This window comes from Phenylobacterium aquaticum, from assembly GCF_022695515.1.
Lineage (GTDB): Bacteria > Pseudomonadota > Alphaproteobacteria > Caulobacterales > Caulobacteraceae > Phenylobacterium > Phenylobacterium aquaticum.
The window spans coordinates 113,784-137,428 of sequence record NZ_JALDPT010000009.1 but is presented as its reverse complement, the minus strand read 5'-3'; the positions used below and the strand labels follow the sequence as shown (position 1 = coordinate 137,428).

General features: G+C 70.6%; 28 protein-coding genes, 1 tRNA gene, 2 pseudogenes and 1 riboswitch. Of the genes and pseudogenes, 18 read left to right on the top strand and 13 right to left on the bottom strand.

Features of this window, described 5'->3' with window-relative positions:
* The 4 genes and pseudogenes from MQH10_RS09115 to MQH10_RS09090 all read right to left on the bottom strand — a co-directional run.
* Positions 1 to 1,230: pseudogene (locus MQH10_RS09115) on the bottom strand (methyl-accepting chemotaxis protein); the annotation flags it as partial.
* 789 nt (positions 1,231 to 2,019) lie between these two features.
* Positions 2,020 to 2,556, bottom strand: coding sequence for a GNAT family N-acetyltransferase (locus MQH10_RS09105; protein ID WP_242563743.1), 537 nt, complete (start codon positions 2,554 to 2,556; stop codon positions 2,020 to 2,022).
* A 4-nt stretch (positions 2,557 to 2,560) separates the two neighbouring features.
* Positions 2,561 to 3,118, bottom strand: coding sequence for a helix-turn-helix domain-containing protein (locus MQH10_RS09100; RefSeq protein WP_272886816.1), 558 nt, complete (start codon positions 3,116 to 3,118; stop codon positions 2,561 to 2,563).
* A gap of 48 nt (positions 3,119 to 3,166) precedes the next feature.
* Positions 3,167 to 4,090: an oxygenase MpaB family protein gene (locus tag MQH10_RS09090; protein WP_272886815.1), complete on the bottom strand. Its 924-nt coding sequence runs from the start codon at positions 4,088 to 4,090 to the stop codon at positions 3,167 to 3,169.
* A gap of 117 nt (positions 4,091 to 4,207) precedes the next feature.
* Between MQH10_RS09090 and MQH10_RS09085 the strand changes: the two genes are divergently transcribed.
* From MQH10_RS09085 to MQH10_RS09075, 3 genes are all read left to right on the top strand, one after another.
* Positions 4,208 to 4,915 carry a CerR family C-terminal domain-containing protein gene (locus MQH10_RS09085; protein WP_242563741.1) on the top strand — a complete coding sequence of 236 codons (708 nt, stop codon included), beginning with the start codon at positions 4,208 to 4,210 and terminating at the stop codon, positions 4,913 to 4,915.
* A gap of 78 nt (positions 4,916 to 4,993) precedes the next feature.
* Positions 4,994 to 5,068, top strand: a tRNA-Gly gene (locus MQH10_RS09080).
* Between the two features lie 147 nt (positions 5,069 to 5,215).
* The gene (locus MQH10_RS09075; protein WP_242563740.1) at positions 5,216 to 5,593 is read left to right on the top strand and encodes a YciI family protein; all 378 of its coding nucleotides are present in this window, start codon (positions 5,216 to 5,218) and stop codon (positions 5,591 to 5,593) included.
* Between the two features lie 78 nt (positions 5,594 to 5,671).
* Here the strand turns inward: MQH10_RS09075 and MQH10_RS09070 are convergent, their stop codons facing one another.
* Both MQH10_RS09070 and MQH10_RS09065 read right to left on the bottom strand, forming a co-directional pair.
* The gene (locus MQH10_RS09070) at positions 5,672 to 6,268 is read right to left on the bottom strand and encodes a TetR/AcrR family transcriptional regulator (protein ID WP_242563739.1); all 597 of its coding nucleotides are present in this window, start codon (positions 6,266 to 6,268) and stop codon (positions 5,672 to 5,674) included.
* A 2-nt stretch (positions 6,269 to 6,270) separates the two neighbouring features.
* Entirely contained in the window at positions 6,271 to 7,536 is a 1,266-nt protein-coding gene (locus tag MQH10_RS09065) for a cytochrome P450 (RefSeq protein ID WP_242563738.1), read from the bottom strand.
* A gap of 161 nt (positions 7,537 to 7,697) precedes the next feature.
* Here MQH10_RS09065 and MQH10_RS09060 point away from each other — a divergent pair, with 161 nt between their 5' ends.
* From MQH10_RS09060 to MQH10_RS09050, 3 genes and pseudogenes are all read left to right on the top strand, one after another.
* Positions 7,698 to 8,168, top strand: a complete 471-nt coding sequence (locus MQH10_RS09060) for a nuclear transport factor 2 family protein (RefSeq protein ID WP_242563737.1) — start codon at positions 7,698 to 7,700, stop codon at positions 8,166 to 8,168.
* Between the two features lie 46 nt (positions 8,169 to 8,214).
* Entirely contained in the window at positions 8,215 to 8,655 is a 441-nt protein-coding gene (locus MQH10_RS09055) for a RidA family protein (protein ID WP_242563736.1), read from the top strand.
* 170 nt (positions 8,656 to 8,825) lie between these two features.
* Positions 8,826 to 10,414: pseudogene (locus MQH10_RS09050) on the top strand (fatty acid--CoA ligase).
* 79 nt (positions 10,415 to 10,493) lie between these two features.
* Here the strand turns inward: MQH10_RS09050 and MQH10_RS09045 are convergent.
* The 3 genes from MQH10_RS09045 to MQH10_RS09035 form a co-directional block, all read right to left on the bottom strand.
* Positions 10,494 to 10,853, bottom strand: a complete 360-nt coding sequence (locus MQH10_RS09045; RefSeq protein ID WP_242563735.1) for a DUF6481 family protein — start codon at positions 10,851 to 10,853, stop codon at positions 10,494 to 10,496.
* 34 nt (positions 10,854 to 10,887) lie between these two features.
* On the bottom strand, positions 10,888 to 11,079 hold the full coding sequence (locus MQH10_RS09040) for a hypothetical protein (RefSeq protein WP_242563734.1): 192 nt from the start codon (positions 11,077 to 11,079) through the stop codon (positions 10,888 to 10,890).
* A gap of 95 nt (positions 11,080 to 11,174) precedes the next feature.
* Positions 11,175 to 11,384, bottom strand: a complete 210-nt coding sequence (locus MQH10_RS09035) for a cold-shock protein (protein WP_242563733.1) — start codon at positions 11,382 to 11,384, stop codon at positions 11,175 to 11,177.
* Positions 11,385 to 11,796: 412 nt separating this feature from the next.
* Between MQH10_RS09035 and MQH10_RS09030 the strand changes: the two genes are divergently transcribed.
* The gene (locus MQH10_RS09030; protein WP_242563732.1) at positions 11,797 to 12,219 is read left to right on the top strand and encodes a hypothetical protein; all 423 of its coding nucleotides are present in this window, start codon (positions 11,797 to 11,799) and stop codon (positions 12,217 to 12,219) included.
* Positions 12,220 to 12,223: 4 nt separating this feature from the next.
* On the opposite strand, the gene MQH10_RS09025 is transcribed toward MQH10_RS09030, so the two are convergent.
* The 3 genes from MQH10_RS09025 to MQH10_RS09015 are packed head-to-tail and all read right to left on the bottom strand — an operon-like array spanning position 12,224 to position 12,982.
* Entirely contained in the window at positions 12,224 to 12,472 is a 249-nt protein-coding gene (locus MQH10_RS09025) for a hypothetical protein (protein WP_242563731.1), read from the bottom strand.
* A 4-nt stretch (positions 12,473 to 12,476) separates the two neighbouring features.
* Positions 12,477 to 12,599 (bottom strand): hypothetical protein, encoded by a 123-nt coding sequence (locus MQH10_RS09020; protein WP_242563730.1) that lies wholly within the window; start codon positions 12,597 to 12,599, stop codon positions 12,477 to 12,479.
* A 47-nt stretch (positions 12,600 to 12,646) separates the two neighbouring features.
* Positions 12,647 to 12,982 carry a hypothetical protein gene (locus MQH10_RS09015; RefSeq protein ID WP_242563729.1) on the bottom strand — a complete coding sequence of 112 codons (336 nt, stop codon included), beginning with the start codon at positions 12,980 to 12,982 and terminating at the stop codon, positions 12,647 to 12,649.
* A gap of 195 nt (positions 12,983 to 13,177) precedes the next feature.
* On the opposite strand from MQH10_RS09015, the gene MQH10_RS09010 reads away from it, so the two are divergent.
* Together MQH10_RS09010 and MQH10_RS09005 are read left to right on the top strand one after the other, a co-directional pair.
* The gene (locus MQH10_RS09010; protein WP_242563728.1) at positions 13,178 to 13,498 is read left to right on the top strand and encodes a plasmid stabilization protein; all 321 of its coding nucleotides are present in this window, start codon (positions 13,178 to 13,180) and stop codon (positions 13,496 to 13,498) included.
* Positions 13,499 to 13,588: 90 nt separating this feature from the next.
* Positions 13,589 to 14,110 (top strand): lipocalin family protein, encoded by a 522-nt coding sequence (locus tag MQH10_RS09005; protein ID WP_242563727.1) that lies wholly within the window; start codon positions 13,589 to 13,591, stop codon positions 14,108 to 14,110.
* On the opposite strand, the gene cobU is transcribed toward MQH10_RS09005, so the two are convergent.
* Positions 14,107 to 14,628, bottom strand: coding sequence for a bifunctional adenosylcobinamide kinase/adenosylcobinamide-phosphate guanylyltransferase (gene cobU / locus MQH10_RS09000; protein WP_242563726.1), 522 nt, complete (start codon positions 14,626 to 14,628; stop codon positions 14,107 to 14,109). The two genes, MQH10_RS09005 and cobU, sit on opposite strands and share 4 nt — an antisense overlap.
* Positions 14,629 to 14,668: 40 nt before the next feature.
* Positions 14,669 to 14,872: riboswitch (cobalamin riboswitch) on the top strand.
* Between the two features lie 106 nt (positions 14,873 to 14,978).
* On the opposite strand from cobU, the gene MQH10_RS08995 reads away from it, so the two are divergent.
* The 9 genes from MQH10_RS08995 to cobT all read left to right on the top strand — a co-directional run bounded on the left by MQH10_RS08995 (position 14,979) and on the right by cobT (position 23,644).
* A complete protein-coding gene (locus MQH10_RS08995; RefSeq protein ID WP_242563725.1) occupies positions 14,979 to 16,940 on the top strand; it encodes a TonB-dependent receptor plug domain-containing protein in 1,962 nt (653 codons plus the stop codon).
* Between the two features lie 67 nt (positions 16,941 to 17,007).
* Positions 17,008 to 17,622: a cob(I)yrinic acid a,c-diamide adenosyltransferase gene (gene cobO, locus MQH10_RS08990; protein WP_242563724.1), complete on the top strand. Its 615-nt coding sequence runs from the start codon at positions 17,008 to 17,010 to the stop codon at positions 17,620 to 17,622.
* A complete protein-coding gene (locus MQH10_RS08985) occupies positions 17,622 to 18,488 on the top strand; it encodes an ABC transporter substrate-binding protein (RefSeq protein ID WP_242563723.1) in 867 nt (288 codons plus the stop codon). Before cobO ends, MQH10_RS08985 begins: the two co-directional genes overlap by 1 nt.
* On the top strand, positions 18,485 to 19,471 hold the full coding sequence (locus tag MQH10_RS08980) for a FecCD family ABC transporter permease (protein ID WP_242563722.1): 987 nt from the start codon (positions 18,485 to 18,487) through the stop codon (positions 19,469 to 19,471). Before MQH10_RS08985 ends, MQH10_RS08980 begins: the two co-directional genes overlap by 4 nt.
* Complete coding sequence (locus tag MQH10_RS08975) at positions 19,468 to 20,244, top strand: ABC transporter ATP-binding protein (protein ID WP_242563721.1); 777 nt, start codon at positions 19,468 to 19,470, stop codon at positions 20,242 to 20,244. Before MQH10_RS08980 ends, MQH10_RS08975 begins: the two co-directional genes overlap by 4 nt.
* Positions 20,234 to 20,404 (top strand): cobalamin biosynthesis protein, encoded by a 171-nt coding sequence (locus MQH10_RS08970; protein ID WP_242563720.1) that lies wholly within the window; start codon positions 20,234 to 20,236, stop codon positions 20,402 to 20,404. The genes MQH10_RS08975 and MQH10_RS08970 overlap by 11 nt, the downstream gene beginning before the upstream one ends.
* Entirely contained in the window at positions 20,332 to 21,162 is an 831-nt protein-coding gene (locus MQH10_RS08965) for a CobD/CbiB family cobalamin biosynthesis protein (RefSeq protein ID WP_336605067.1), read from the top strand. Before MQH10_RS08970 ends, MQH10_RS08965 begins: the two co-directional genes overlap by 73 nt.
* Positions 21,150 to 22,613 (top strand): cobyric acid synthase, encoded by a 1,464-nt coding sequence (locus MQH10_RS08960; protein ID WP_242563719.1) that lies wholly within the window; start codon positions 21,150 to 21,152, stop codon positions 22,611 to 22,613. Before MQH10_RS08965 ends, MQH10_RS08960 begins: the two co-directional genes overlap by 13 nt.
* Entirely contained in the window at positions 22,613 to 23,644 is a 1,032-nt protein-coding gene (gene cobT, locus MQH10_RS08955; RefSeq protein ID WP_242563718.1) for a nicotinate-nucleotide--dimethylbenzimidazole phosphoribosyltransferase, read from the top strand. The genes MQH10_RS08960 and cobT overlap by 1 nt, the downstream gene beginning before the upstream one ends.
* Position 23,645 lies beyond the last annotated feature (1 nt).

Sequence of the window (23,645 nt, the reverse complement as noted above, 5' to 3'; positions counted from 1 at the left end):
GCCGACCGGGCGGCCGGCGGCCGCCGCGGCCGGTGCGGAACCGGGCGACCAGGTCGGCGAGGCCCGTGGCCTCCGAGCGCAGGTTGCGGCGCGCCGTGGACTGCTCGACCATGGCGGCGTTCTGCTGGGTCACCTGGTCCATCTGGTTGACGGCGCTGTTGACCTCATTGAGGCCGGTGGCCTGCTCCTGGGAAGAGAGCGCGATCTCCGAGATCAGGGCGTCGATCTCGGCGACCTTGGAGACGATGCCGGAGAGCGCGCCGCCGGTGTCGCCGACCAGCTTCACGCCGCGTTCGACCTGGGTGGAGGAGGCGGTGATCAGGCCCTTGATCTCCTTGGCCGCTTCGGCCGAGCGCTGGGCCAGGGCTCGCACTTCGGAGGCGACCACGGCGAAGCCCTTGCCGGCCTCGCCCGCGCGGCGGCTTCAACCCCGGCGTTGAGCGCCAGCAGGTTGGTCTGGAAGGCGATCTCGTCGATCACCCCGATGATCTGGCCGATCTGAGCCGAGCCTTCCTCGATGGCCGACATGGCGCTGACCGCCTCGCGGACCACGGCGCCGGACTTCTCGGCGTCGGCCCGGGCCTCGGTGGCGCGGCTGGAGGCTTCCTTGGCGCCGGCGGCGCTGCGCTTGACGGTGGCGGTGATCTGGTCGAGCGCCGCGGCGGTCTCTTCCAGGCTGGCCGCTTGCTGCTCGGTGCGCTTGGACAGATCGTCGGAGGCCTGGGAGATCTCGTCGGCCCCGCCGCGCAGGCCCTGGGTCGCCTCGGCGATGGAGGCCATGGCGTCGCGCAGGGCGTCGACGGCGGCGTTGAAGTCGTCGCGGATCTGGGCGTACTGGCCCTCGAACGGGGTCTCGATGCGGGCGGTCAGGTCGCCGCCGGCCAGTCGGCCGAGGCTGTCGGCCAGGGTGCGGACCACCTGGGCCTGCTTCTCCTCATTGCGGCGGCGCTCGGCCTCCGAGCCCTCGCGGGCCTCGTCGGCGGCGAAGCGCGCCTGGGCGGCCTCTTCCTCGAGGGAGCGGGCGCGCAGGCCGTTCTCCTTGAACACCTGCACGGCCTTGGCCATGCGGCCCACCTCGTCGCGGCGGGTCTGGCCGTCGACCTCGACCGTCAGGTCGCCGTCGGCCAGGCGGGTCATGCGGTCGGCCAGATTGTTGAGCGGCGCCGAGATCTTGCTGCGCGCCACCCAGATGGCGAAGGCTAGGCTGGCGGCGATGGTGACGACCGCCAGGCCGATGATGGTCAGGCCCAGCCGCATGCCGTCGGCCTTCAGAGCTTCGCCTTCCTTGTCATTGGTGTCGGCGTTGTTTTCCGTGAAGACCTTGATGCGGTTAGAGAGGTCGCCGAGCTGCGGATCCGCGCTCGAGAGCAGGGCCTTGGCGAAGTCCTTGTTGTCCTGCAGACCGAAATCGACCGCCTGGCCCATGTCCTCTGCGAGCTTGTTGGCTTCCGCCTTGAACTTCTTGGTCTGCACCGCCGAGCCCGGATCATAGGCGATCGACCGGTCGAAGTTCTCGTTCATCTTGACGATGGATTCTTTGAACGACTTGCCGGCCTCCTGCGCCTGCTGGCTCGTGCTGTCATAGGCGACGGCGCGATAGGCGGAGTAGCCCAGCATGTTCAGTCGCCGATTGGCCCGCGCCAATTCGAGCAGGCCGCGGCCCTGGTGGGTCGAGAGTTCGTCATAGGCCTTGGTGATGCGGCTCACCTCGACGCTGGCGAACAGGGCGCTCGCCGCGAAGGCCAGCGACACCAGCAACAGGCCGATCAGGATCTTGGAAGAGATCTTCCAGTCATCGAGGAACTTCACGTTTGCGCTCCGGGGCTGAGCAGGTCGGGCCGCTCCTCACGCCGAATCGGGACGAGGCGGGCCTGTCAGAGCGGATCATGCTGGGGAATGTCGCTTACCCGTTTGTTAATGACTGAATTCAATTGAGTATTCGCTATCTATCCGTGTCTCGGCGACTACACAAAGCTTTGCCGATAGTCTCAAAATGGTGATAGTCCGCCTTGGCGACTGCTATGCCTCGGCCCCCGAATGGCCGATCCGCTTCCAATAGAGCCGGGTGCCGGTCAGGCCGCCGTGGGGCTTCAGCGCATAGTCGGGGATTTCGCCGGCGAACACGAAGCCCAGGCCCTCATAGAGCCCAGAGGCGCCGCCCTCGCTGGCGGTGTCGAGCACCAGCAGGGTGCGGCCGGCGGCGATCGCCAGGGCCTCGGCCCGGCGCATCAGGGCGCTGGCGGCGCCGCGGCCGCGACAGCTGACCCGGGTCATCATCTTGGCGATCTCGCCCCGGTGGGGCTGGTTCGGCGGGCAGTCGAGCAGCAGGGTCACGGTCCCCGCCAGGGTCGCACCGTCCCAGGCGCCCAGCACCACCCGCTCGCCCCGCGCCGCCGCCGCCAGCGACCCCGCCCAGAAGGCCCGCGCCTGCGCCAGGGGTAGGGGATGCATGAAGCTGACCGACCCGCCATGCGCCACCGTCTCGACCAGGATCTCGGCCAGTTGGGTGAGCGTGTCCTCGTCGGCCGCCAGGGGCCGGATCTCGAACGCCGTCATGGGCTCAGCTCCGCGCCAGGGCGACGACATAGGAACAGGGCCCGTCCGCCTCATTGGCGAACACCGCGTCCGACGGCGAGCCGAAGCCCAGGGCGTCGCCGGCGCCCAGCCTGTGGGTCTGGCCGCCCTCGGTCAGGGTCAGCTCGCCCGACCGCACCCAGGCCACCTGGCGGATGTGGGCGTAGGACGAGGCCGGCATGGCCACCCGCCCGCCCGGCGGCATCTCGACGGCGACCAGCTCGACGGGGTGGTCGGGCCGCAGGAACAGCTGGCGGCGGACATAGCCGCTGTCCGGATCGCGCCAGACCGGCTGGTCGGCCGCCCGGCTCACCCGATCCCCGCCGCCCTCGGCCCGCAGCAGCAGGCCGGCCAGCGTCAGGTCGAAGGCCCCGGCCAGCCGCACCAGCAGGGTGGCGGTGGGGCTCATCTCCCCGCGCTCGATCTTGCTGATCGTCGCCTTGGCCACCCCCGACCGCTCGGCCAGGTCGGCCAGGGACCAGCCCCGCGCATCGCGCTCCAGCCTCACCCGCTGGGCGATGCGGGCGCCCGTCTCATCCACCATAGCATCCATTCGTCCATTATAATGGACGAATACTCACCCGCCAAGCCGTCAGGCCGCGGCGGCGACCGCGCCGGGGGCGAAGCCCTTCTCCTGCAGCAGGCGGGCCTGGGCGGCGCGGCTGCGATAGAGGAAGTCGGCGGGCAGGCCCAGGCGGACGCAGGCCTGGCAGGGCGGGCCGTTCAGGTCCGGGGTCCGCTCGGCGATCGCGCCGGCCATCTTCAGGGCCAGCCGGTCGGCAAGCGTCAGGTCATACGCGCGGCCCAGGGCCAGTTTCTGGCGCACCAGGGGCGGCAGCAGCGAGACCGCCGCCCGCGCCAGGGCGCGGTGCAGGAATTTCGGCGTATTGGGGGCCGCCTGGCCCGACTGGATGATGCCCAGGAACTCCTCGACGATCGGGTGCGGCTCGAACCGCGGCGCGAGGCGCTCCATCATCGCCATGAAGTCGGCGGTGGAGGTCAGGGAATGCTGCACCCCATAGAGCCGGGCGATCGGCGCGCCCTCGGCGTAGAACCGGGTCTTGTCGGCCTCCGACACGCGGGCCACGAACCGGTCATAGGCGTTGAGGAAGCCATAGGCCGCCGTGGCGCTGACCCAGTCCAGCAGCTCGGGGTCCAGCGCCCTGTAGGCCTCGCCCTTCGGCGTCTCGCCGGTCACCTTGGCGTGCATGTTGCCAACGCCCTGGATCACCCGGCGCGCCGCGGCCTGGGGGCCATAGACCCCGACCATGGCCGCCACGCCGGTGCGCTTGGACCGGCCGATCGGATCGAGCTTGTAGGTCGAGTGGTCCCAGACCCCCGACCGGATCCGCGCGTCGGCGAACTCCAGCAGCACCGCGGCGACCCCGCCGATCGCGAGCGCGATGGGGTTCTTGTAGATCCGCCACTGGACGGAGTCCGGACCCAGCAGGGCCGGCGCGCCGACCGGCGTCGCATAATCGATCTTCCAGCCCAGATAGGAGGTCATCTCGGTCATGGCGCAGCGTCCTCGATTCGAATATGTATCAATTGATAGCTTTTAGTGTGTGTATCGCTTGATAGGTTTTCGCGCAAGCGGGGCCGCAAGCCCCTTTTCATTTTCCGCGGACGCGGCATGGTCCGCCGCGACCAGGAGACCGCCCGCGTGACCGCCGACCCCGCACCTTCGTCCGAGCCCGCCGGGGGCTATCGCAAGGGCGGCGAGGCGCGGCGCCGCATCCTGGAGGCCGCGCTCCAGGTGTTCGCCGCCGCCGGCTTCAAGGGCGCCACCACCCGCCAGATCGCCGAGCTGGCCGGGGTCAATCTGCCGGCCCTGAAATACTATTTCGGTGGCAAGGCGGGGCTCTATCTGGCCTGCGCCGAGGAGATCCTCGGCCGCTACCAGACCCGGATGCTGGACATGGTGGCCGGCGCCCGCGCGGCCCTTGACGCCGACCTCTCCCCCGACCAGGCCCGCGCCCGGCTGAAGACGGTGATGGAGACCCTGGCCGACATGATGCTGGGGGGCGGCGAGGCCGAGGTCTGGTCGGCCTTCATGCTGCGCGAGGTGGGCGAGCAGGGGGCGGCTTTCGACCTGCTCTATGAGCGCCTGTGGGCGCCGGGGGTGGAGGTCGCCGCCGGCCTGATCGCCCGCGCCCTGGGCGAGACGGCGGCCCGCCCGGCCGACCGCATCCAGGCCCTGCTGCTGATCTCAAGCCTCTCGGCCTTCGGCGCGGCCCGGCCGGTGGCCCTGAAGCTGCTGGACTGGCCGGACGCCCGCGGCGAACGCATGTCCGACATCAAGGCCGCCCTCGTCGCCCAGGTCGACCGCCTGGGCCGCTGAACGCCGCGCGGCTTGAGCCGCGCCGGAAGACGGGCTAAGGGAACCCCCCTGGATCGGCGGCCTCAAGCGGCCGCCTGCGCGGCCGTAGTTCAGAGGTAGAACGTCAGCTTCCCAAGCTGAATGTCGGGGGTTCGATTCCCCCCGGCCGCTCCAGATCCCTCCCCCCTCACGACGACCACGCCGCGCCTGCGGGCGAAGATGCGTGCGTGCGGAAATTCAAAATGTCGGTTCGCGTCGCCCCTGTGCGTCCAGGGATCAGGGGCGCAGTGTCGCGCCTGTCTCGATAAGGAAGCCTGACCCATGCGTTTCATGTTTCTCATCCACACCGACGCCGAGGCGGCGCCGAGCCCCGAGCTGATGGTCGCCATGCACGACCTGGCCCAGCAGGAGGTGGCGGCGGGGCGGATGATCGCCGACGGCGGCCTGTTTCCGCCGCAGATGGGCGCAGGCCTGCGGGTCAAGTCCGGCAAGGTGGTCGTGGTCGACGGGCCCTATGCCGAGACCAAGGAGGTCATCGGCGGCTTCGCCATCTTCGAGCTGCCCGACATGGCGGCGGCGGAGGCCAGCGCCCGCCAGTTCCTGGATCTGCACGTGCGCCATCTGCCCGGCTGGGAGGGATTGTGCGAGATCCGGCCCATTGCCGGCTCCCAGGTCGAGAGCCTGAGGGCGGAGGCCTAGGTCCGCGGTCCCGGAGGGCCGGGGCGCTTCGACGCGAGGCGCGTGAGCGCGATCAGGGGCTCGGGACGCCATGGGCGGTCAGACCGGCTCGCCCAGGACGGCGGCGATCATCTGCTCGACCTCGGCCATGAAGGCCTCCCGTGGCCGGCCCTGCAGCGCCTCGCCCCGCACCAGGCGCTCGACCAGCAGCCCCACGATCACCGCGGTCAGCAGCCGGCTCCTGGCCTCGGCCTGTTCGCCGCCGATCCAGGCGCGGATCGGGTCGATGAAGCGGTCCTGCAGGGCGATGCGGGCCAGGGGGGCGGTGGTCGGCGACACCGCGGCGCTGAGCAGGAACTGGAAGCTTTCCGTGCGGGTCTCCGGCCCATGCGGATCGCCGGCCATCAGCGCCGCCATGTCCTGGGCGAAACGGCTGCGGTCCCAGCCCGCCAGGCGGTCGGCCTGGAACGAGGTCTTCAGGGCCTCGGTGAACAGACCTTCCTTGCCGCCGAAATAGCGCTTCACCAGGGCCACGTCGGCCTCCGCCTCGGCGGCGATCTCGCGCAGGGAGACCTGGTCATATCCGGACCGGCCGAACAGGCGGCGGGCGGCGTCGAGGATCGCGGCGCGCGTGGCCTCGGGATTGCGCGGCCGTCGCGACCGCTTCTCCGCAGCGGTGGGGGAGGGCGTGTCCATGCTCACGCCCGTGCCGGGATCCGGACGGGCATTTGCTCGAAGCCGTGGACGAAGGCCGAGTGATTGCGGGTGGGCGGCTCCGCCACCTCGATCACGGGAAGCCGCTTGAGGATCTCCTCCCAGATGATGGTCAGCTGCATCTCGGCCACCCGGTTGCCCACGCACCTATGGACACCGAATCCGAACGACATGTGATGGCGCGGATGGTCGCGGTCGATCCGGAAGAGGTCGGGCGCCGCGATCGCATCGGCGTCGCGATTGCCCGAGATGTACCACATCACCACCCGGTCGCCGGCCTTGATCTGCTTGCCTCTCAGCTCCACGTCGCGGGTCGCCACCCGGCTCATATGGGCGAGCGGCGTCTGCCAGCGGATCGATTCCGAGACCATGGCGGGGACGAGGCCGGGGTCGGCCCGCAGCAGGTCATATTGGTCCGGGTGCTGATGAAGCGCCAGCAGACTGCCGGAGATCGTGTTCCGGGTGGTGTCGTTGCCGCCGATGATCAACAGGACGACGGTGCCGCGGAACTGGTCGGGCGACATGTCGGCGGTGGCGGGGTCGTGGGCCAGCATGGAGATCAGGTCGGCCGCCGGCGGCTCGGCGCGCTTGCGGTCCCACAGGGCCTGGAAGGCGGCGAAGCATTCGAAGGCGGCGCGGGCCTTGTGCTCCCAGCTTTCCACCGGACCGTGGCCCGGCGTGTTGGTGAACATGTCCGACCAGTAGGTCAGCTTGCGCCGATCCTCGAAGGGGAAGTCGAACAGGGTCGCGAGCGTCATGGCGGTGAGCTCCTTGGACACCCGGTCGACCCAGTCGAATGTAACGCCGACGGGCAGGCCGTCCAGGATCCTGCCCGCGCGTTCCCGCACCAGGGGCGCCAGGGCCGCGATATTGCGGGGGGCGAGGGCCGGACTGACGGCCTTGCGGTGGCGGGCGTGCTCCGGCTCGTCCAGGGTGATGAAGCCGGCGGACGGGCGGCGGCGCGGCAGGCCCAACTGGTCGGCGAGGCGATCGGCCTCTTCCAGGTCCGCCAGGGTGGGCAGGGCGATGCCCTCGGCCGAGGAAAAAGCCTCATGGTCGGTGTCGACCGCGACGATGTCGTCCCAGCGGGTGATCGACCAATAGGGCCCGAATTCGCTCTGCGGCGTGAAATGCACCGGGTCCTCCCGGCGCAGGCGCGCGAACACCGGCCAGATGGTGTCGGCGGCGAATCGGTCGATGCGGGCGGGGTTGAGCGTCGCAAGCGCTTCGAGGGCGGTGGCTTCGGTCATGGAGGTCTCGGGCGATCTCTGAACCCATCCAGCATGCAGACCCTGCCCGAGTTAGTCAACGCTTGTTGACTAATGACGATCGCGGGACTGGGGGGCGGGATCGTCTTGCTCCGCCCCCGGCCTCATGCTGACCTGCTCGGCGAAACGAAACGGGGGCGGGCATGGCGGTTGATCGGCGAGGACTGGGGCTCGGCCTTGCGGCGGCGGCGGTCTCCACGGCCGGCGTCGCCCGGGCCGGGACGCACGTCGAGGTCGAGCGGGCGGTGCGCGCCAGGCTGGCGCGGTTCTCCGACCTGTGCGCAGCCCGCGATCCGCACCTCGTCGACGAATTCCTCGATCCGGCCCTGTTCGCGGGGTCCGGGGTCTCCGAAAGGGCGATGGGCCGGGACGCCATGATCGCCCAATTCAAGTCGGTCTTCGCTCAGCCGGTCCGGATCGCCTTCGCCTGGGACCAGGTCCGCATCGATCAGGCAGGCGACATCGCCTGGCTGTTCGCCGAGGGCTTTGCGGTGGCGACGCCGGACAAGGGCGAAGTCCAGCGGTCGCCCTATCGCCTGAGCGGCGTCCTGCAGCGGCGGGGCGACGACTGGCTCTGGCGCCAGTGGACCGGGTCTGAACCGGTGAAGGACTGATCTGACCGCCGCACCCGGCGCCAACCCATAGCTTAAGGACCCTCCCATGAAGCCTGCCGCTCTCATCGCCCTGGCCCTGGCGCTTGCGCCCGCCGCCGCCCTGGCCGCGCCGGTGACCTATGTTCCCTCGCCGGTCGGCCCCACCGGGGTCGCCCCGCCGTTCAGCCGCGCGGTGATGGCCGGCGACACCCTCTATCTGTCGGGCACGACCGATGGCGGGGCCAAGCTGGGCGGCACGGCGGCGGACGCCGCCAAGCGGGTGATGGACAACCTCAAGGGCGAGGTCGAGGCCGGCGGCCTGACCATGAACGACCTGGTCTGGGTGCAGATCTTCGCCGCCGACCTCGGCGACTACGCCGCCTTCAATGAGGTCTACCGGACCTATTTCACCGGGCCCATGCCCACCCGCGCCTTCATCGGCGCCGGCCACCTGCTGGGCGACGCCCATTTCGAGGTGATGGGCGTGGCGGTGCGCAAGTCGAAATAGGCCGCACCGCCGACCCTTCCCCTGCGGAAGCGCCTAGAGATTTGATTTCGCGGAGGTTCCCTACAATCCGCTACAGTCCGTGAGAGGGCATGGCGCCTATCGGATTCGATAGCTTGCCCCGCGCGGCCGCATGTCATGCGTCCGCGGGCCCCCTGTGCAAGGACGCTGACATGACCGCCAAGATCGACTTCGACGCCATGCCCACCCTGGCCGACATCCCGCGCTATCACGCGCAGGTCCGGCCCGACGCGACGGCCCTGCAGTTCGAGGGGCGGACCACAACCTTCGCCCAGTTCGACCGGCTGACCAGCCAGGTCGCCAACGCCCTGATCGCCGAGGGGCTGAAGGTGGGCGACCGCATCGCCTATGTCGGCAAGAACAGCGACGCCTATTTCGAGCTGCTGATCGGCGCCGCCAAGGCCGGGGTGATCATGACCCCCATCGGCTGGCGCCTGGCCGCCCCGGAGGTCGCCTATATCGCCGGCGACGCCAAGGCGCCCCTGCTGTTCGTGGGCCCGGAGGTCGCCGCGCTCGGCGAGGCGGCGCTGGCCGAGCTCGGCGGTCCGCGCGGCCCATCGCCATGGAGCCGGTCGCCCAGGGCTGGCCGCTCTACGCCGCCTGGCGCGACGCGCAAGCTGACACTGATCCCAAGCTCGCGATCAGCGAACAGGACATCGCCGTCCAGCTCTACACCTCCGGCACCACCGGCAAGCCCAAGGGCGCCATGCTGCGCCACGTCAATATCCTGGGCGGTCGGCGCAAGGCCGCCGAGGCCCAGATGGACTGGAACGAGTGGGGGCCCGACGACGTCTCCCTGGTCGCCATGCCGGTCGCCCATATCGGCGGCACGGGCTGGGGCATTGTCGGGCTCTATAACGGCGCCAAGGGCGTGGTGGCCCGCGAGTTCGACCCCATGACCGTGCTCGACTTCATCGAGGGCGATAAGATCTCCAAGATGTTCATGGTGCCGGCCGCCCTGCAGATCGTGGTCCGCCAGCCCCGCGCCCGCGAGGTCGATTTCAGCCGGCTGAAGTACATCCTCTACGGCGCCTCGCCGATCCCGCTGGATCTGCTGCGCGAGTGCATGGAGGTGTTCGGCTGCGGCTTCTGCCAGCAGTACGGCATGACCGAGACCTGCGGCACTATCGTCTATCTGCCGCCGGAGGATCACGACCCGGCCGGCACTCCGCGCATGCGGGCCGCGGGCCTACCCATGCCGGGCGTGGAGATCAAGATCATCGACGAGGCGGGGAACAGCCTGCCGCCCGACACCGTGGGCGAGGTGGCGATCCGCTCGATCTCCAACATGGCCGGCTATTGGGGCCTGCCGGAGGCGACGGCCGCCACGGTCGGGGCCGACGGCTGGCTGCGCTCAGGCGACGCCGGCTATCTCGACGCCGACGGCTATCTCTACATCCACGACCGGGTGAAGGACATGATCATCACCGGGGCCGAGAACGTCTATCCGGCCGAGGTGGAGAGCGCGATCTACGGCCACCCGCACGTGGCCGAGGTGGCGGTGATCGGAGTGCCGGACGACAAGTGGGGCGAGGCGGTCAAGGCCATCGTCGCGCCCAAGCCCGGCTGCACGCCCGACGCCGACGACATCATCGCCTTCGCCCGCACCCGCATCGCGGCCTTCAAGGCGCCCAAGAGCGTCGACTTCATCGAGGCCCTGCCGCGCAACGCCTCGGGCAAGATCCTGCGCCGCGAACTGCGCGAGCCCTACTGGGCGGGCCGCACCCGGCGGGTGAACTGACCCCCGGACATGGAAGAGGCCGCGGGCGAAATCGCCGCGGCCTCGGATCTCGTCTCGCCTGGAAGGGCGGGCGAGGGGTCTATTGGCGGGCTTTGCGGGCGGCGTAGCGCTGGTCGCGCTTGGCCTTCTGCTCGGCCTTGGTGAGCGCCTTGCGCTCCTTGCGTTCGCCGCGCTTGGCTTCAAGCTGGGCTTCAGCGGAGGCTTCTTCGGCCAGGCGGGCGGCCTCGACGGCGTCGGCGGCGGCCTGCTTGGCGGCGGCGCGGGCTTCGAGGCGTTCGGCGCGAACCTTTTCAAGTTCGGCGGCGCGGCGTTCGGCGCGGGAGGTGAATTCCGGATCGACGACGGTCGGCTTGGGCTGGAATTTCGCGAGCAGGGCCTTCTTGGCCTCGGCGGCGGTCTTCAGACGATCGGCGAAGCCGGTGTTCAGAATTTGGTTCATGGAGCCTTTCGGGGGCGCGCCAAAATCGGCGCCGTCAGTCTACGAGCGCGTCCTTGAAGGTCGCCGCGCAGATCGCAGAGAGGTGGCCGCTGATCGAGCGGGGCGCCAGCAGGGCGTCCACAGCGCGGCAACCGTCGGCCTTGAGCCGGTCTTTCAGGGACTTCAGATCCCGATACTGGCCCGAGCGGGCCAGGGCATAGGCGCGTTCAACAGTTTGGGTCGTCATGTTGTTCTTAGCTCGGTTAGGTCGGCGGGGTTGGACGGAGCGATGCGCTCCGTCCCGCCGACTTGTTGGGCCGGCCCCCTATAGCCGTTTAAGGCTTAAGCAGCTTGCAGCTGGGCGGCGGACATTTTGCCGCTGCGCTGATCGCGCTCGAGTTCGTAGGACAGCTTCTGACCTTCGTGGATCGAGCCGAGGCTCGAACGTTCGACGGCCGAGATGTGAACGAACACGTCCGCTCCGCCCGCGTCAGGTTGGATGAAGCCGAAGCCCTTGGTGGGGTTGAACCACTTCACGGTACCGGTAGCCATTGTGTGTCACCTTTCAGGTGCATGTGTTCGCGCAGTCCCAAGGGGGGACGCGTGATCAAATTTTCGGAGAGGATCTTGGTAGACTCGGGAGCTCGATCCGAAGAACAAGCAGGGAGAGCAACCGAACCAAAACGATATTCGACGTTGCCAGTATTCCACGGATCTGGCTTGAAGCCAAGAAGATTTCGCGGCTGGCGGGAGATCGACGCGCCGACTTCGCGGGAGGCGGTGGCTTTTGTGAGCAAATACAAGGCGAATTCCGCTGCGCCCCAAGCCGCGCGGCGCGGCACGATAGCCGCCCCCGGCCGCGTCTTTCGTGCTATAGTGCGCAACTTGGAAACCGGCGCAGGCCGGGAAGGATGCGAACCGACGCGCGCCGCGGGTCTTCGCACTCGCTCCTGAAAGCCACGACATGGGCCGAACCTCGCCGGACGCTGAGCCGTCCCAGGCCCCTGCGGCGCAAGCGCCCGCGGCCAAGACTTCACAGCGCTCCCCCTGGGGTTCCGGTCCGCGGTCGCGCAACGCCGCCCGCCTGAAGCTGCTGGGCGCCCTTCGCGGCGACGGCCAACTGATCTGGTCCGGCGGCGAACTCGCCGTCGCCTATGAGCTGGACGTCTATCGTCGCGGCTCCGGCCGGGTGGTCAGCGGCAATCTGGAGGGCGACTTCTCGGCCCTGCTGGCGCTCGAGGTTCCCGAGGGCGAGGCTGTCACCGCGCCTGAGACGGAGTTGCGGCTGGCCGACGGCTACGAGATCAGCGTCACCATCTCCGACGTCGAACCCACCGCCGCCAGCTTCGACGGCGCCGAGGACTGGGACGGCCCCGACCCGGGCTAGTCTCCTAAAGTTCGTCGAAGGGCGGGGGCAGGCGGCCGGACTTGAACAGGATCACCGGTTTCTCGTCATAGTCGCCCATCTCGGTGTCCGCGGACGCCGAGAAGGCCACCACGCCCAGCCTCAGCTCCGACAGTCGCTCGGCCTTGCGCCGGGCGTCCTCGGCCGTCTTGCAGGCGAAGGCGGGTTCGGCCTTCAGGGCCTGGCCCCGGCCGGCGATATAGGCCTGCACCAGGTGCACGGTCTCCATGGCCATGGGCTTACTTCTTCTTGATAGCCGGCGGCGGGGTCAGGAAGATCGAGCCGGTGTTGGCGGCGGCCTTCGGCTTGTCGGCCTTGGGTTTGCGGACTTCCTTGTTGCTCTTCTTCTGGCCCTTGGCCATGGCGTGTCCTTTCAGACCGTGCGGGCCGGCGCGGGGCGCCGGCGGATCTAGAGGGTGTCGGACGGCGCCTGGGGCTCGGCCGCCTGGGCCAGCTCGCCGCGCTTCTGGATATGACCCAGCTCGGTGACGGCGGCGCTGCGATGGCGGCGCACGTCGCGGTCGCGCTCGACCGAATGCAGGCGCTGGCGCAGCAGGCGGAACACCCAGACCTGGGCGCCCGAGGTCTCGGCCGCCCCATAGTCCTGGGCCTGGGCGATCTTCAGCGTCTGGGCCACCAGGGTCTTGGCGCGCTGGGCGTCACCGGTCAGCGCCTGGGCCGATTCCAGCAGGCGGGGTTCTAGCGCCAGGATTTCCTGACGGCGGTCATCGATTGTCGTGGTCATCGGGACCCCTTTCCGGGGAGCGCGCAACCCTGCGGGGCAGGGCCGATCACGCCGTTCGCCGCGCCGGAACACGTCGAACCGTCATCCTATCACATCCGGTTCGCCCCGGCGGAGAAATCGGCGGCGCGGACCCAAGCCTGGCCCTGGGAACCCGGGTCGCCCCACCGGATTCAAGCCCCAGGAAGGAGACCAGCCATGCCCAGAGGCGAGACCTCGAAATACACCGACAAACAGGAGCGCAAGGCCGACCACATCGCGGAAGGCTATGAAAAGAAAGGCGTCCCGGACGCCGAGGCCGAGCGGCGCGCCTGGGCCACGGTCAATAAGGACGACGGCGGCGGCAAGGCGCCCGGCGGCTCCGGCCGCGGCAAGTCCACGGGCCATCCCGCCGCGCACAAGGGCGGGAAGCTGGGCGGCAAGGCCGCGGCCTCGCGTTCCGCGGCCGACCGTTCCGCCTCGGCCCGCAAGGCCGCCGCGACCCGCAAGCGTAACGCCGAGTCGCACGCCCATCGCTGATCCCGGCGACGCCCGCATCCTTGCTCGGCAGACGCCCGTAACCCTTCACGCGCCCTTCGCCATCGGGCGTCGCCGATCCTGGAAGCCGTCATGACCCGTATCGCCCTCGCCCTCATCCTCGCCCTGGCGGCCGCCAGCCCGGCCCTGGCCCGCCAGGCGCCCGAGCCCGCCCGCGAGGTGGACGCCGCCCGGCTCTATTCCGGCCGCTGGCTGGAGGTCGGCCGCCGGCCGATGTGGATCACCAAGGGCTGCGTCGCCGGCGCCACCGACTACACCCGCCGCGCCGACGGCAAGGTCGATGTCCGCGACACCTGCCGCCAGGGTGGCCCGGACGGGAAGGAGCGGGCGATCTCCGGCGTCGGCACGATCCGCGATCCGGGGACCGACGCCAAGCTCAGCGTCCGCTACAACGCCTTCGTCACCTGGGACTATTGGATCCTGGACCATGACCCCGACTACAGCTGGTTCATCTCCGCCGATCCGAAGTTCAGGAACATCTTCCTCTATACGCGCAAGGCCCCGACCCCGGCCGAGCTCAAAGACCTGACCCGCCGCGCCCAGGCGCTTGGCTATGATCCGGCCGACATCGAATATCCGCCGACCGCGCCCTAACCCTTCAGGACCTGGGGCAGGCCGGCCTGGATCACCACCATCCGGTCGACGGCCCCGGCGATCGCCTGGTGCATCCAGCCGGCCTCGTCGCGGAACCGGCGGGCCAGCGCATTGTCGGGCACGATGCCCTGGCCGACCTCGTTGGAGATCAGGATCACGGCGTCGGCCGGCGACTGATGCAGGGCCGCGATCAGGGCTTGGGTCTCCTCGGCGATTTCCGCCTCGGCGTGCATCAGGTTGGAAAGCCACAGGGTCAGGCAGTCGATCACCGCCACATCCCTGGGCTGCAGGGCGGCCACCGCCCGGGGCAGGGCCAGCGGAATTTCCAGGGTCGTCCATTCGGGCCCGCGCTCGGCCTGGTGGCGGGCGATCCGGGCCGCCATTTCGCCGTCCAGCGCCTCCGCCGTCGCCAACAGGACCCTACGTCCGCCGCCCTCGGCCGCCAGCCGATCGGCCTCCGCCAAGGCGTAGCGCGTCTTGCCCGATCGGGCGCCGCCCAGGACGAAGGTCAGGCTCAAGGGTCACGCTCCGCGATTGACGCGCCCGTCCGAACCCCCTAGGGCGGGTCCTGCGACAGGTTCCCCGCGAGGGGATTAATAGGGAACTCAGGTGGAACACCTGGGCTGCCCCCGCAACTGTAAGCGGCGAGCCCGCGCGTCATAAGCCACTGGACGACGGCCCGAAAGGGCCCGGCTCTGGGAAGGCGACGCGCACCGGCTATGACCCGCGAGCCAGGAGACCTGCCTGACGCGGTCGTCCTTCGTCCGGCCGGGGTGCGCCGAGCGAACGGGATTTCCCGAGAGGCGACGTCCGTTGGGGCCGCGTTTTCGCGCGGCCTTGTCGTTACGCTTGCTTGGGGGACACCCGCTTGAAGACTGTCTTGATTTCCACCGCCGCCACGATTGCGCTCTGCGCCGCCGCCCCCGCCTGGGCCGACGATCAGACCGCGCCCACGCCCGACGTCGCCGGCCAGGACGCGGCCAAGGTCAGCGAACTGGTGGTCACCGCCACCCGTTCGGCCCAGCCTGCCGACCACATCGGCCAGTCGGTCACCGTGCTCTCGGCCGCCGACCTGAAGGCCGCCCAGGCGGTGATCGTCTCCGACCTCCTGGCCTCGACGCCGGGGGTCAGCTTCACCCGCAACGGCGGGGTCGGCGCCGCCACCTCCGTGCGCATCCGCGGGGCCGAGACCGGCCAGACCGTGGTGGTCATCGACGGGGTCAAGCTCAACGACCCGTCCTCGACGGACTCCGGCTACAACTTCGCCAATCTGCTGGCCGGCGACGTGGCCCGCATCGAGGTGCTGCGCGGCGCCCAGTCGACCCTGTGGGGCAGCCAGGCGATCGGGGGCGTGGTCAATATCGTCACCGCCGACCCGACCGAACCCTTCCAGGGCTCGGCGACCCTGGAAGGCGGCTCGCTGGGCACGGCCTATGCCCGCGCCGCGGCCGGCGGGGTGGTGGAGCGCCTGACCTGGCGCATCGCCGCCAGCCAATATTCGACCTCCGGCATCTCGGCCTACGCCAAGGGCGCGGAGAAGGACGGCTATCGCAACACCGGCCTCTCGGGCCGGGCCCGCGTGGCGCTGACCGACGACGTCTCCCTCGATCTGCGCGCGGTCTGGTCCAAGGGGCGCAATGAATTCGACGGCTTCCCGGCGCCGGCCTATGTCTTCGCAGACGATCCGGAATATGGCCGCACTGAGGATCTGGTCGCCTATGCCGGCCTGAACTTCGCGCTCTTCGACCAGCGCCTGAAGAACCGCATCGCCTTCGGTTCGACCACCACCGACCGGGACAATTACGATCCCACCCAGGCGGTCACCACCCGCACCTTTGACGCCCGCGGCGAGAACCGCCGCTGGGAATATCAGGGCGCTTTCGCCATCACCGAGGCCTGGACGGCGACCTTCGGGGCGGAAACGGAAAAGGCCAGCATGCGCACGGCCTCGCCCAGCGCCTTCGACCCCAATCCAACGGCGGCCCGCGCCAAGGCCGGGACCGACAGCGTCTACGCCCAGGTGATCGGGCCGGTCGCCCCGGGCCTGACCCTGACCGCCGGCATCCGACACGACAGCCACGACACCTTTGGCGACCACACCCTCGGTCAGCTCGCCGCGGCCTGGTCGCTGAACGACGGCGCCACCGTCCTGCGCGGCAGCTGGGGCCAGGGCTTCAAGGCGCCCAGCCTCTACCAGCTGTTCAGCGACTACGGGAACGCAGGCCTGGCGCCGGAAAAGGCCGACAGCTGGGATGCGGGCGTCACCCAGCGCCTGGGCAAGGCCACGGTCTCGGCCACCTGGTTCCAGCGCGACACGACCGACCAGATCGACTTCGTCTCCTGCACCGGGACCTCGACGGTCCCGCTATGCTCCAAGAACGGGGTCCACCGTTTCGGCTATTACGACAACATCGCCCGCGCCAAGGCGCACGGCGTGGAGCTGACCGGCGCGGTCACCCTGGCGGGCGTGGACCTGTCGGCCAACTACAGCTGGACCGACACCGAGAACGGCTCGGCCGGCGCCAACCACGGCAAGAAGCTGGCGCGGCGACCGGAGCACCAGACCAATCTCCAGGCCGCCTATGTCTGGGGAAACAAGCTCTCCACCTCGGTCGCGGTCCACTATGTCGGCGACAGCTACGACAACGCCGCCAACTCCTATGTGCTCTCCGCCCGCACCCTGGTCGATCTGCGGGCCTCCTATCCGCTGTCCGATCGGCTGGAGGTCTATGGCCGGGTCGAGAACGCCCTTGATGAAAGCTACCAGACGACCCGCAACTATGGCTCGATCGGCCGCGCGGCCTATGTCGGCCTGAGGGCGAGCTTCTAGGCCTAAGTCGCGCCGCGGCGGGCCCCCGCCGCGGCGCATCCTTCGCATCCAGGTTCAGGATTCTTCCATGACCGACGACGCTGAGAAAAACGCCGCCCACAAGGCCGCCATGCAGGCGCTCAAGGCCGAGCGCGAGGCCCTGATGGCCGACAAGACCGATGACGCGCCGGGCCTCCTGGTCGTCAACACCGGCGACGGCAAGGGCAAGTCCACCGCCGCCTTCGGCACGGTCGCCCGCGCCTTGGGCTGGGGCCACAAGGTCGGCATCGTCCAGTACATCAAGGGCAAGTGGATCACCGGCGAACGCCAGTTCTTCGACCGGTTCCCCGACCAGCTGCGCTGGGAGGTCATGGGCCAGGGCTTCACCTGGGACACCCAGGACCGCGCCCGCGACATCGCCGCCGCCGAGGCCGCCTGGGCGCTGTCGCTGGAGATGCTGCACGATCCGTCTCTGGACCTAGTGCTGCTGGACGAGCTCAACATCGCCCTGCGCTACGACTATCTGGACATCGACCGGGTGGTCGCCGACCTGAAGGCGCGGCCCCGCGACAAGCATGTGCTGATCACCGGCCGCAACGCCAAGCCGGAGCTGATCGCCATCGCCGACCTGGTCACCGAGATGACCCTGGTCAAGCACCCCTTCGAGCAGGGGATCAAGGCCCAGCGGGGTCTGGACTTCTGATGGCCGGCGTCACCCGCAGGACGGCGGCCGGCGCCCTGATCGCGGGCCTCGCGACCGGCCCGGCCCTGGCCGCGACCGCGGGGCCGCGGCGGGTGGTCTCGCTCAATCCCTGCCTGGACGCCATTCTGGTCCAGGTGGCCGACCGCGAGCAGATCGCCGCCGTCAGCCACTACACCCACGAGCCCTCCAGCACCTCCAGCGGGGCGCTCGGCCTGACCTTCCCCTTCACCCATGAGACCGCCGAGGAGGTCGTGGCCCTGCGCCCAGACCTTGTCCTCACCGCCCGCCATTCCTCGCCCGCGACCCGCGCGGCGCTCGCCCGCATGGGCGTGCGCACCGAGCTGTTCGGCCTGCCCAATACGGTCGAGGAAAGCCTCGTCCAGGTGATGCAGGTGGCGCGCGCCGTGAACCGGCCGGAGCGTGGCCAGGCCCTGGTCGCCCGCATCCGTGCGGCCCTGGCTGAGGCGGCCCCGCCGCCGGGGGCGCCGCCGCTCACCGCCGTCACCTTCCAGTCCGGAGGGTTCGCCTCGGCGCGGGGCACCCTGATGGACGAGATGATGCGGCGCGCCGGCTTCGAGAACGCCGCCACCCGCTATGGCCTGACCCGGACCGGCAACATCCCGCTGGAGAAGCTGATCGCCGACCCGCCCGACGTGCTGCTGGCCGGCCAGCTGGAGCCGGGCGCGCCCACCTGGGCCGACCGGGTCCTCGCCCATCCGGCCCTGGCCCATGTCGCACCCCGCATGCATCGCGCGGTGTTCCCTCAGAACCTGACCTTCTGCGGCGGGCCGGTGCTGATCGAGAGCGCACGCATGCTCGCCCGCGCCAGGCGGGAGGCCCTGGCGGCCCGGGCGGCGCGGTCATGAGCCTCGCTCCGAAACGCTCTGCGGTCATGGCCGCCCTGACGGTCGCCATGGTGGTCCTGGCCCTGGTCAGCCTGGCCGCCGGCCGGGTCTGGGTGCCGTTCGCCGTCTGGTTCCGGCCGACGGATCCCCTGTGGCCGATCCTGTTCGACCTGCGCCTGCCGCGCACCCTGCTGGCCGTCGGCGTTGGCGCCTCGCTGGGCATGTCGGGCGCCGCCATGCAGGGTTACACCCGCAATCCCCTGGCCGATCCGGGCTCCCTGGGCGTCTCGTCCATGGCGGCGCTCGGCGCGGTGCTCACCCTCTATCTCGGCATGGGCGCCCAGGCGCCCTGGGTCATCGCCGCCGCCGGCATGGCCGGCGCGCTCGCCGCCGTGCTGCTGCTGATGGGGCTGTCCGGCCGCTCGCCTGGCGTCGTCACCTTCATCCTGGCGGGCGTGATCCTGAACACCATGGCCGGGGCCGGCGTGGCGCTCGCCCTCAGCCTCGCCCCCAATCCTTGGGCGGTGAACGAGATCGTCAACTGGATCATGGGCTCGCTGGCCGACCGCAGCGCGGACGAGGTCGCCATGGCAGCCCCCTTCATGCTGGTTGGCTGCGTCACCCTGATGTTCACCGGCCGGGCGCTGGACGCCCTGACGCTCGGCGAGACCGGCGCCCGCTCTCTCGGCATCAATCTCGATGCCATCCGCTGGATCCTGGCGATCGGCGTGGCTCTGGCCACCGGCGCCAGCGTGGCGGTCACCGGGGTCATCGGCTTCGTTGGTTTGATTGTGCCGCATCTTCTGAGACCCTGGGTCGGGGCGCGGCCCGGCGGCCTGCTGATCCCCAGCGCGCTGGGCGGCGCGGTCCTGGTGCTGGCCGCCGACATCGCCGTCCGCCTGACGCCCGCCGCCAACGAGGTGAAGCTGGGCGTAGCCATGGCCGCCCTGGGCGGGCCGTTCTTCTTCGCCCTGTTGATGCGCATGCGCCGGAGGCTGGCATGAGCACGCTCGCCGCCGCAGGGCTCGGCGTCATGCTGGGCGACCGCCTGGTGCTGGCCGGGGTTGAGGCCGCCTTCGCCACCGGCCAGGTCACCGCCATCCTGGGCCCCAACGGCGCCGGCAAGTCGACCCTGCTCGCCTGCCTCGCCGGACTGCGCGAGCCGGAGGCAGGCGAGGTCCGTCTCGATGACCAGCCGATCCTGAAGCTCGATCCCCGCGCCCGCGCGCGGCGCCTGGGCTTCATTCCCCAGACCCCGGAGATCGCCTGGGCCATTGAGGTCGAGACCCTGGTGGGCCTTGGCCGCACGCCCTTCATCGGCGCGCGAGGGCTGGGCGCGGACGACCACGCCGCCGTGCGCCGGGCCATGGAGGCCTGCGACGTCACGGCGATCGCCCACCGCGACGTGACCACCCTCTCCGGCGGCGAACGCGGCCGGGTGCTGATCGCCCGGGCCCTGGCCGGAGACCCGCAATGGCTGCTGGCCGACGAGCCCCTGGCCGGCCTCGACCCCGGCCACGCCCTGGACGCCTGCGGCCTGTTCCGGACGCTCGCCCATGACCAGGGCCGAGGCGTCGTCGTCACCCTGCACGACCTGTCGCTCGCCGCCCGCATGGCCGACCGCATTCTGGTGCTGACCGATGGCGCGGTGCTCGCCGACGGACCGCCCGCCGAGGCCCTGTCTCCACAGGTCCTGGCCCAGGCCTATGGGGTCGAGGCCCGGCTCACGACGGGCGAGGGCGGGGTGCTGATCGAGATCGTGGGCCGTGCCGGCTGACCCCTGGCTGATTCTGGGCGCCGCTGCGATCGAGGGGGCGAGCGGCTATCCGCCCCGCCTGCACGCCCTGCTGCCCCACCCCGTCGCCTGGGCCGGCTGGTTGATCGGCATCCTGGATCGCGGCCTCAATCGGGGACCGGCGCGCGGCTCAAGGGGGTGATCGCGCTGGCGACCGCCGCCGGCCTGGCCGGCTTCCTCGGCTGGTCGGTCGAGCGGGTGCTGGCCGGGTCCTGGTGGGGGCTGCTGCCGCTCTGCGCCGCCGGGTCCCTGGGCCTGGCGGCCCGCAGCCTGCACGATCACGTCCGCCCGGTTCTGACCGCCCTGGAGGGGGAGGATCTGCCTGCCGCCCGCCTCGCCGTCGCCCGCATTGTCGGTCGCGATGTCCAGGCCCTCGACGCGTCCGGCGTCGCCGCCGCGGCTCTGGAGAGCCTGGCCGAGAGCCTTTGCGACGGGGTGGTCGCCCCCCTGGTCTGGTTCCTGGTCGCGGGCCTTCCGGGCCTGTTCGTCTACAAGGCCGTCAACACCGCCGACAGCCTGATCGGCCACATCGAGGCGCCCTATCGCGAGTTCGGCTGGGCCGCCGCTCGCGCCGACGACCTGATGAACCTGGTCCCCGCCCGGTTGGCCGGCGCCCTGATCGTGCTCGCCGCAGGGCGGGGTTGGCGCACCATGCTGCGCGACGCCCGCCATCATGCCTCGCCCAACGCCGGCTGGCCGGAAGCCGCCATGGCTGGGGCGCTCGGCGTTGAGCTGGGCGGCGCGGCGACCTATGACGGCGTGGCCCACGCGCGGCCCCTGTTCGGCCAGGGGCCGCGCCCCGGCGCCGCCGACCTGGCGGCCGGGCTTTCACTGTACCTGCGGGTCTGCGTCGTGCTGGCGCTGGCCCTGCTGGCCGGAGGCCTCGCATGGCCGCGCTGATGATCCAGGGCTGCGGGTCCGATGTCGGCAAGTCGGTGCTGGTCGCGGGCCTCTGCCGGCTGTTCGCCAATCGCGGCTTCAGCGTGCGGCCCTTCAAGCCCCAGAACATGTCCAACAACGCCGCGGTCACCGCCGACGGCGGCGAGATCGGCCGGGCCCAGGCCCTGCAGGCCATCGCCTGCCGCACGCCGCTCACCGTCGACATGAACCCGGTGCTGCTCAAGCCCCAGTCCGACACCGGCGCCCAGCTGGTGATCCGCGGCCGCATGGCCGGAACCTGGCAGGCCCGCGCCTATCAGGACCGCAAGGGCGAGCTGCTGGACGTGGTGCTGGAGAGCTTCCGCCGGCTTCAGGCCGAGAGCGACCTGGTGATCGTCGAAGGCGCCGGCAGTCCCGCCGAAACCAATCTGCGCGCCGGCGACATCGCCAATATGGGCTTCGCCCGCGCGGCCGGCGTACCTGTCGTCCTGACCGGCGACATCGACCGCGGCCATGTGATCGCCGCCCTGGTCGGGGCGCATACCGTGCTCGACCCCGAGGACCGCGCCATGATCGGCGGTTTCCTGATCAACAAGTTCCGCGGCGACCCAGCCCTCTTCGACGACGGCCGCGCCGAGATCGTCCGTCGCACCGGCTGGGCGGACATGGGCATGGCCCCCTGGCTCGCCGCCGCCGCGCGCCTGCCGGCCGAGGACGCGGTGGTGCTGCAGACCCCCGGCGGGGCGCAGGGGCGTCGGTTCAAGATCAGTGTGCTGATGTTCCCGCGCATCGCCAATTTCGACGACTTCGACGCCCTGGCCGCCGAACCGCAGGTCGAGCTTGCCTATGTGCCCCCCGGCGGCGTCGTGCCCGGCGACGTCGACCTGGTGATCCTGCCCGGGACCAAGTCGACCCTGGCCGATCTCGCCTTCCTGCGGGCCCAGGGCTGGGACGTCGATCTCGCCGCCCATTTGCGGCGCGGCGGCCGGGTGCTGGGGATCTGCGGCGGCTTCCAGATGCTGGGCCGGACGATCGCCGATCCCGAGGGGATCGAGGGGCCGCCCGGCGATGCGGCGGGGCTCGGCCTGCTCGACCTCGACACCGTGCTGACCGGCGACAAGGTGCTGCGCCCCACCACCGGCCGCCTGCCTGAGGGCGCCGCCTTCGAGGGCTACGAGATCCATGTCGGCCGCACCACCGGCCCGGCCCTCGCCCAGCCGCTGCTGCATCTCGCGGACGGGCGCGGGGAGGGGGCGGTCTCCGCCGACGGCCGGGTGATGGGCTGCTACATCCACGGCCTGTTCGGGCGGGGCGCGGCCCGCGCCGCCCTGCTCGGCCGTTGGGCCGTGGGCTCGGATGGCGTAGATCAGTCGGCCCGAACGGACGCCGCCCTCAATGAGATCGCCGCCGTGCTGGAAACCGCCTTCGACATCCCCCGCCTGGCCGCCCTGGCCGGATTGGAGCTTCGCTGATGACCGCCGGATCCGCCGTCCCGCCCCTTGACCGCTCACGCACCGCCGCCCTGCGCGCGCGCCTTGACGGCAAGGCCAAGCCCCTGGGATCGCTCGGCCGGATCGAGGACCTGGCCGTCCGCCTGGCCCTGATCAGCGACACCGACACGCCCAAGGCCGACCGCGCCGTGCTGATGGTCTTCGCCGGCGACCACGGCCTCAACCAGGCGAGCGTCTCGGCCTATCCCTCCAGCGTCACCGCCGCCATGGTCACCACCCTGCTGGCCGGCCGCGCCAGCGCCAACGCCTTCGCCGCCGCCGTGGGCGCCGAGATCCTGATCATCGACGCGGGCGTCGACGCCGAACTGGCCGAGCACCCCGCCCTGATCCGCGCGAAGATCCGCCGCGGGACCCGCAACGCCGCCGAGGAACCGGCGCTGACCCTGGACGAGGTCCAGACCGCCCTCGTGCGCGGCGCGGCCCTGGCCCGCGCCGCCGGCCAGGATTTCGACCTGATCGCCATCGGCGAGATGGGCATCGCCAACAGCGCCTCGGCCGCCCTGATCCTGCATCGGCTCGCCCCCGCCCCGCTGGAGGACTGCGTCGGCGCCGGCGCCGGCCAGGACATCGAGGGCCTGGCCCACAAGCTCGCCGTGCTGGAGGTCGCCGCCGACCGCACCGAGGCCGTCGAGCCTATGGACGTGCTGGCCGAGTTCGGCGGGCTGGAGATCGTGATGATGGCCGGCGCCGTGCTGGGCGCGGCCCAGGCGCGCAAGCCGGTCCTGGTCGACGGCTTCATCGCCGGCGCCGCGGCGCTCGCCGCCATCCGTCTGGTCCCGGAGGTCGCTGACTATTGCGTCTTCGCCCACCGCTCGGCCGAGCGCGGCCACGCCGTCATGCTGGAAGCGCTCGGCGTCGAACCCCTGCTCGATCTCGACATGCGGCTGGGGGAGGGGACGGGCGCCCTGCTGGCCGTGCCCCTGCTGCGCGCCGCCGCCAAGCTGATGAGCGATGTCGCCAGCCTCGACGACGTGCTCAGCGGAAACATCTGAG

Bases quoted from the DNA above. Each gene is read 5' to 3' on its own strand.
- MQH10_RS08975 (WP_242563721.1), top strand. From the start codon at position 19,468: ATGAGCACGCTCGCCGCCGCAGGGCTCGGCGTCATGCTGGGCGACCGC.
- MQH10_RS09085 (WP_242563741.1), top strand. From the start codon at position 4,208: ATGGTCCGCCGCGACCAGGAGACCGCCCGCGTGACCGCCGACCCCGCA.
- MQH10_RS09020 (WP_242563730.1), bottom strand. From the start codon at position 12,599: ATGGCCAAGGGCCAGAAGAAGAGCAACAAGGAAGTCCGCAAACCCAAG.
- MQH10_RS09090 (WP_272886815.1), bottom strand. From the start codon at position 4,090: ATGACCGAGATGACCTCCTATCTGGGCTGGAAGATCGATTATGCGACG.
- MQH10_RS09040 (WP_242563734.1), bottom strand. From the start codon at position 11,079: ATGACGACCCAAACTGTTGAACGCGCCTATGCCCTGGCCCGCTCGGGC.
- cobO (WP_242563724.1), top strand. From the start codon at position 17,008: ATGACCGACGACGCTGAGAAAAACGCCGCCCACAAGGCCGCCATGCAG.
- MQH10_RS09025 (WP_242563731.1), bottom strand. From the start codon at position 12,472: ATGGCCATGGAGACCGTGCACCTGGTGCAGGCCTATATCGCCGGCCGG.
- MQH10_RS09055 (WP_242563736.1), top strand. From the start codon at position 8,215: ATGAAGCCTGCCGCTCTCATCGCCCTGGCCCTGGCGCTTGCGCCCGCC.
- MQH10_RS09030 (WP_242563732.1), top strand. From the start codon at position 11,797: ATGGGCCGAACCTCGCCGGACGCTGAGCCGTCCCAGGCCCCTGCGGCG.
- MQH10_RS09105 (WP_242563743.1), bottom strand. From the start codon at position 2,556: ATGACGGCGTTCGAGATCCGGCCCCTGGCGGCCGACGAGGACACGCTC.
- MQH10_RS09015 (WP_242563729.1), bottom strand. From the start codon at position 12,982: ATGACCACGACAATCGATGACCGCCGTCAGGAAATCCTGGCGCTAGAA.
- MQH10_RS09045 (WP_242563735.1), bottom strand. From the start codon at position 10,853: ATGAACCAAATTCTGAACACCGGCTTCGCCGATCGTCTGAAGACCGCC.
- MQH10_RS08980 (WP_242563722.1), top strand. From the start codon at position 18,485: ATGAGCCTCGCTCCGAAACGCTCTGCGGTCATGGCCGCCCTGACGGTC.
- MQH10_RS09005 (WP_242563727.1), top strand. From the start codon at position 13,589: ATGACCCGTATCGCCCTCGCCCTCATCCTCGCCCTGGCGGCCGCCAGC.
- MQH10_RS09010 (WP_242563728.1), top strand. From the start codon at position 13,178: ATGCCCAGAGGCGAGACCTCGAAATACACCGACAAACAGGAGCGCAAG.
- MQH10_RS09100 (WP_272886816.1), bottom strand. From the start codon at position 3,118: ATGGTGGATGAGACGGGCGCCCGCATCGCCCAGCGGGTGAGGCTGGAG.
- MQH10_RS08985 (WP_242563723.1), top strand. From the start codon at position 17,622: ATGGCCGGCGTCACCCGCAGGACGGCGGCCGGCGCCCTGATCGCGGGC.
- MQH10_RS09065 (WP_242563738.1), bottom strand. From the start codon at position 7,536: ATGACCGAAGCCACCGCCCTCGAAGCGCTTGCGACGCTCAACCCCGCC.
- MQH10_RS09075 (WP_242563740.1), top strand. From the start codon at position 5,216: ATGCGTTTCATGTTTCTCATCCACACCGACGCCGAGGCGGCGCCGAGC.
- MQH10_RS09070 (WP_242563739.1), bottom strand. From the start codon at position 6,268: ATGGACACGCCCTCCCCCACCGCTGCGGAGAAGCGGTCGCGACGGCCG.
- cobT (WP_242563718.1), top strand. From the start codon at position 22,613: ATGACCGCCGGATCCGCCGTCCCGCCCCTTGACCGCTCACGCACCGCC.
- MQH10_RS09060 (WP_242563737.1), top strand. From the start codon at position 7,698: ATGGCGGTTGATCGGCGAGGACTGGGGCTCGGCCTTGCGGCGGCGGCG.
- MQH10_RS08960 (WP_242563719.1), top strand. From the start codon at position 21,150: ATGGCCGCGCTGATGATCCAGGGCTGCGGGTCCGATGTCGGCAAGTCG.
- MQH10_RS09035 (WP_242563733.1), bottom strand. From the start codon at position 11,384: ATGGCTACCGGTACCGTGAAGTGGTTCAACCCCACCAAGGGCTTCGGC.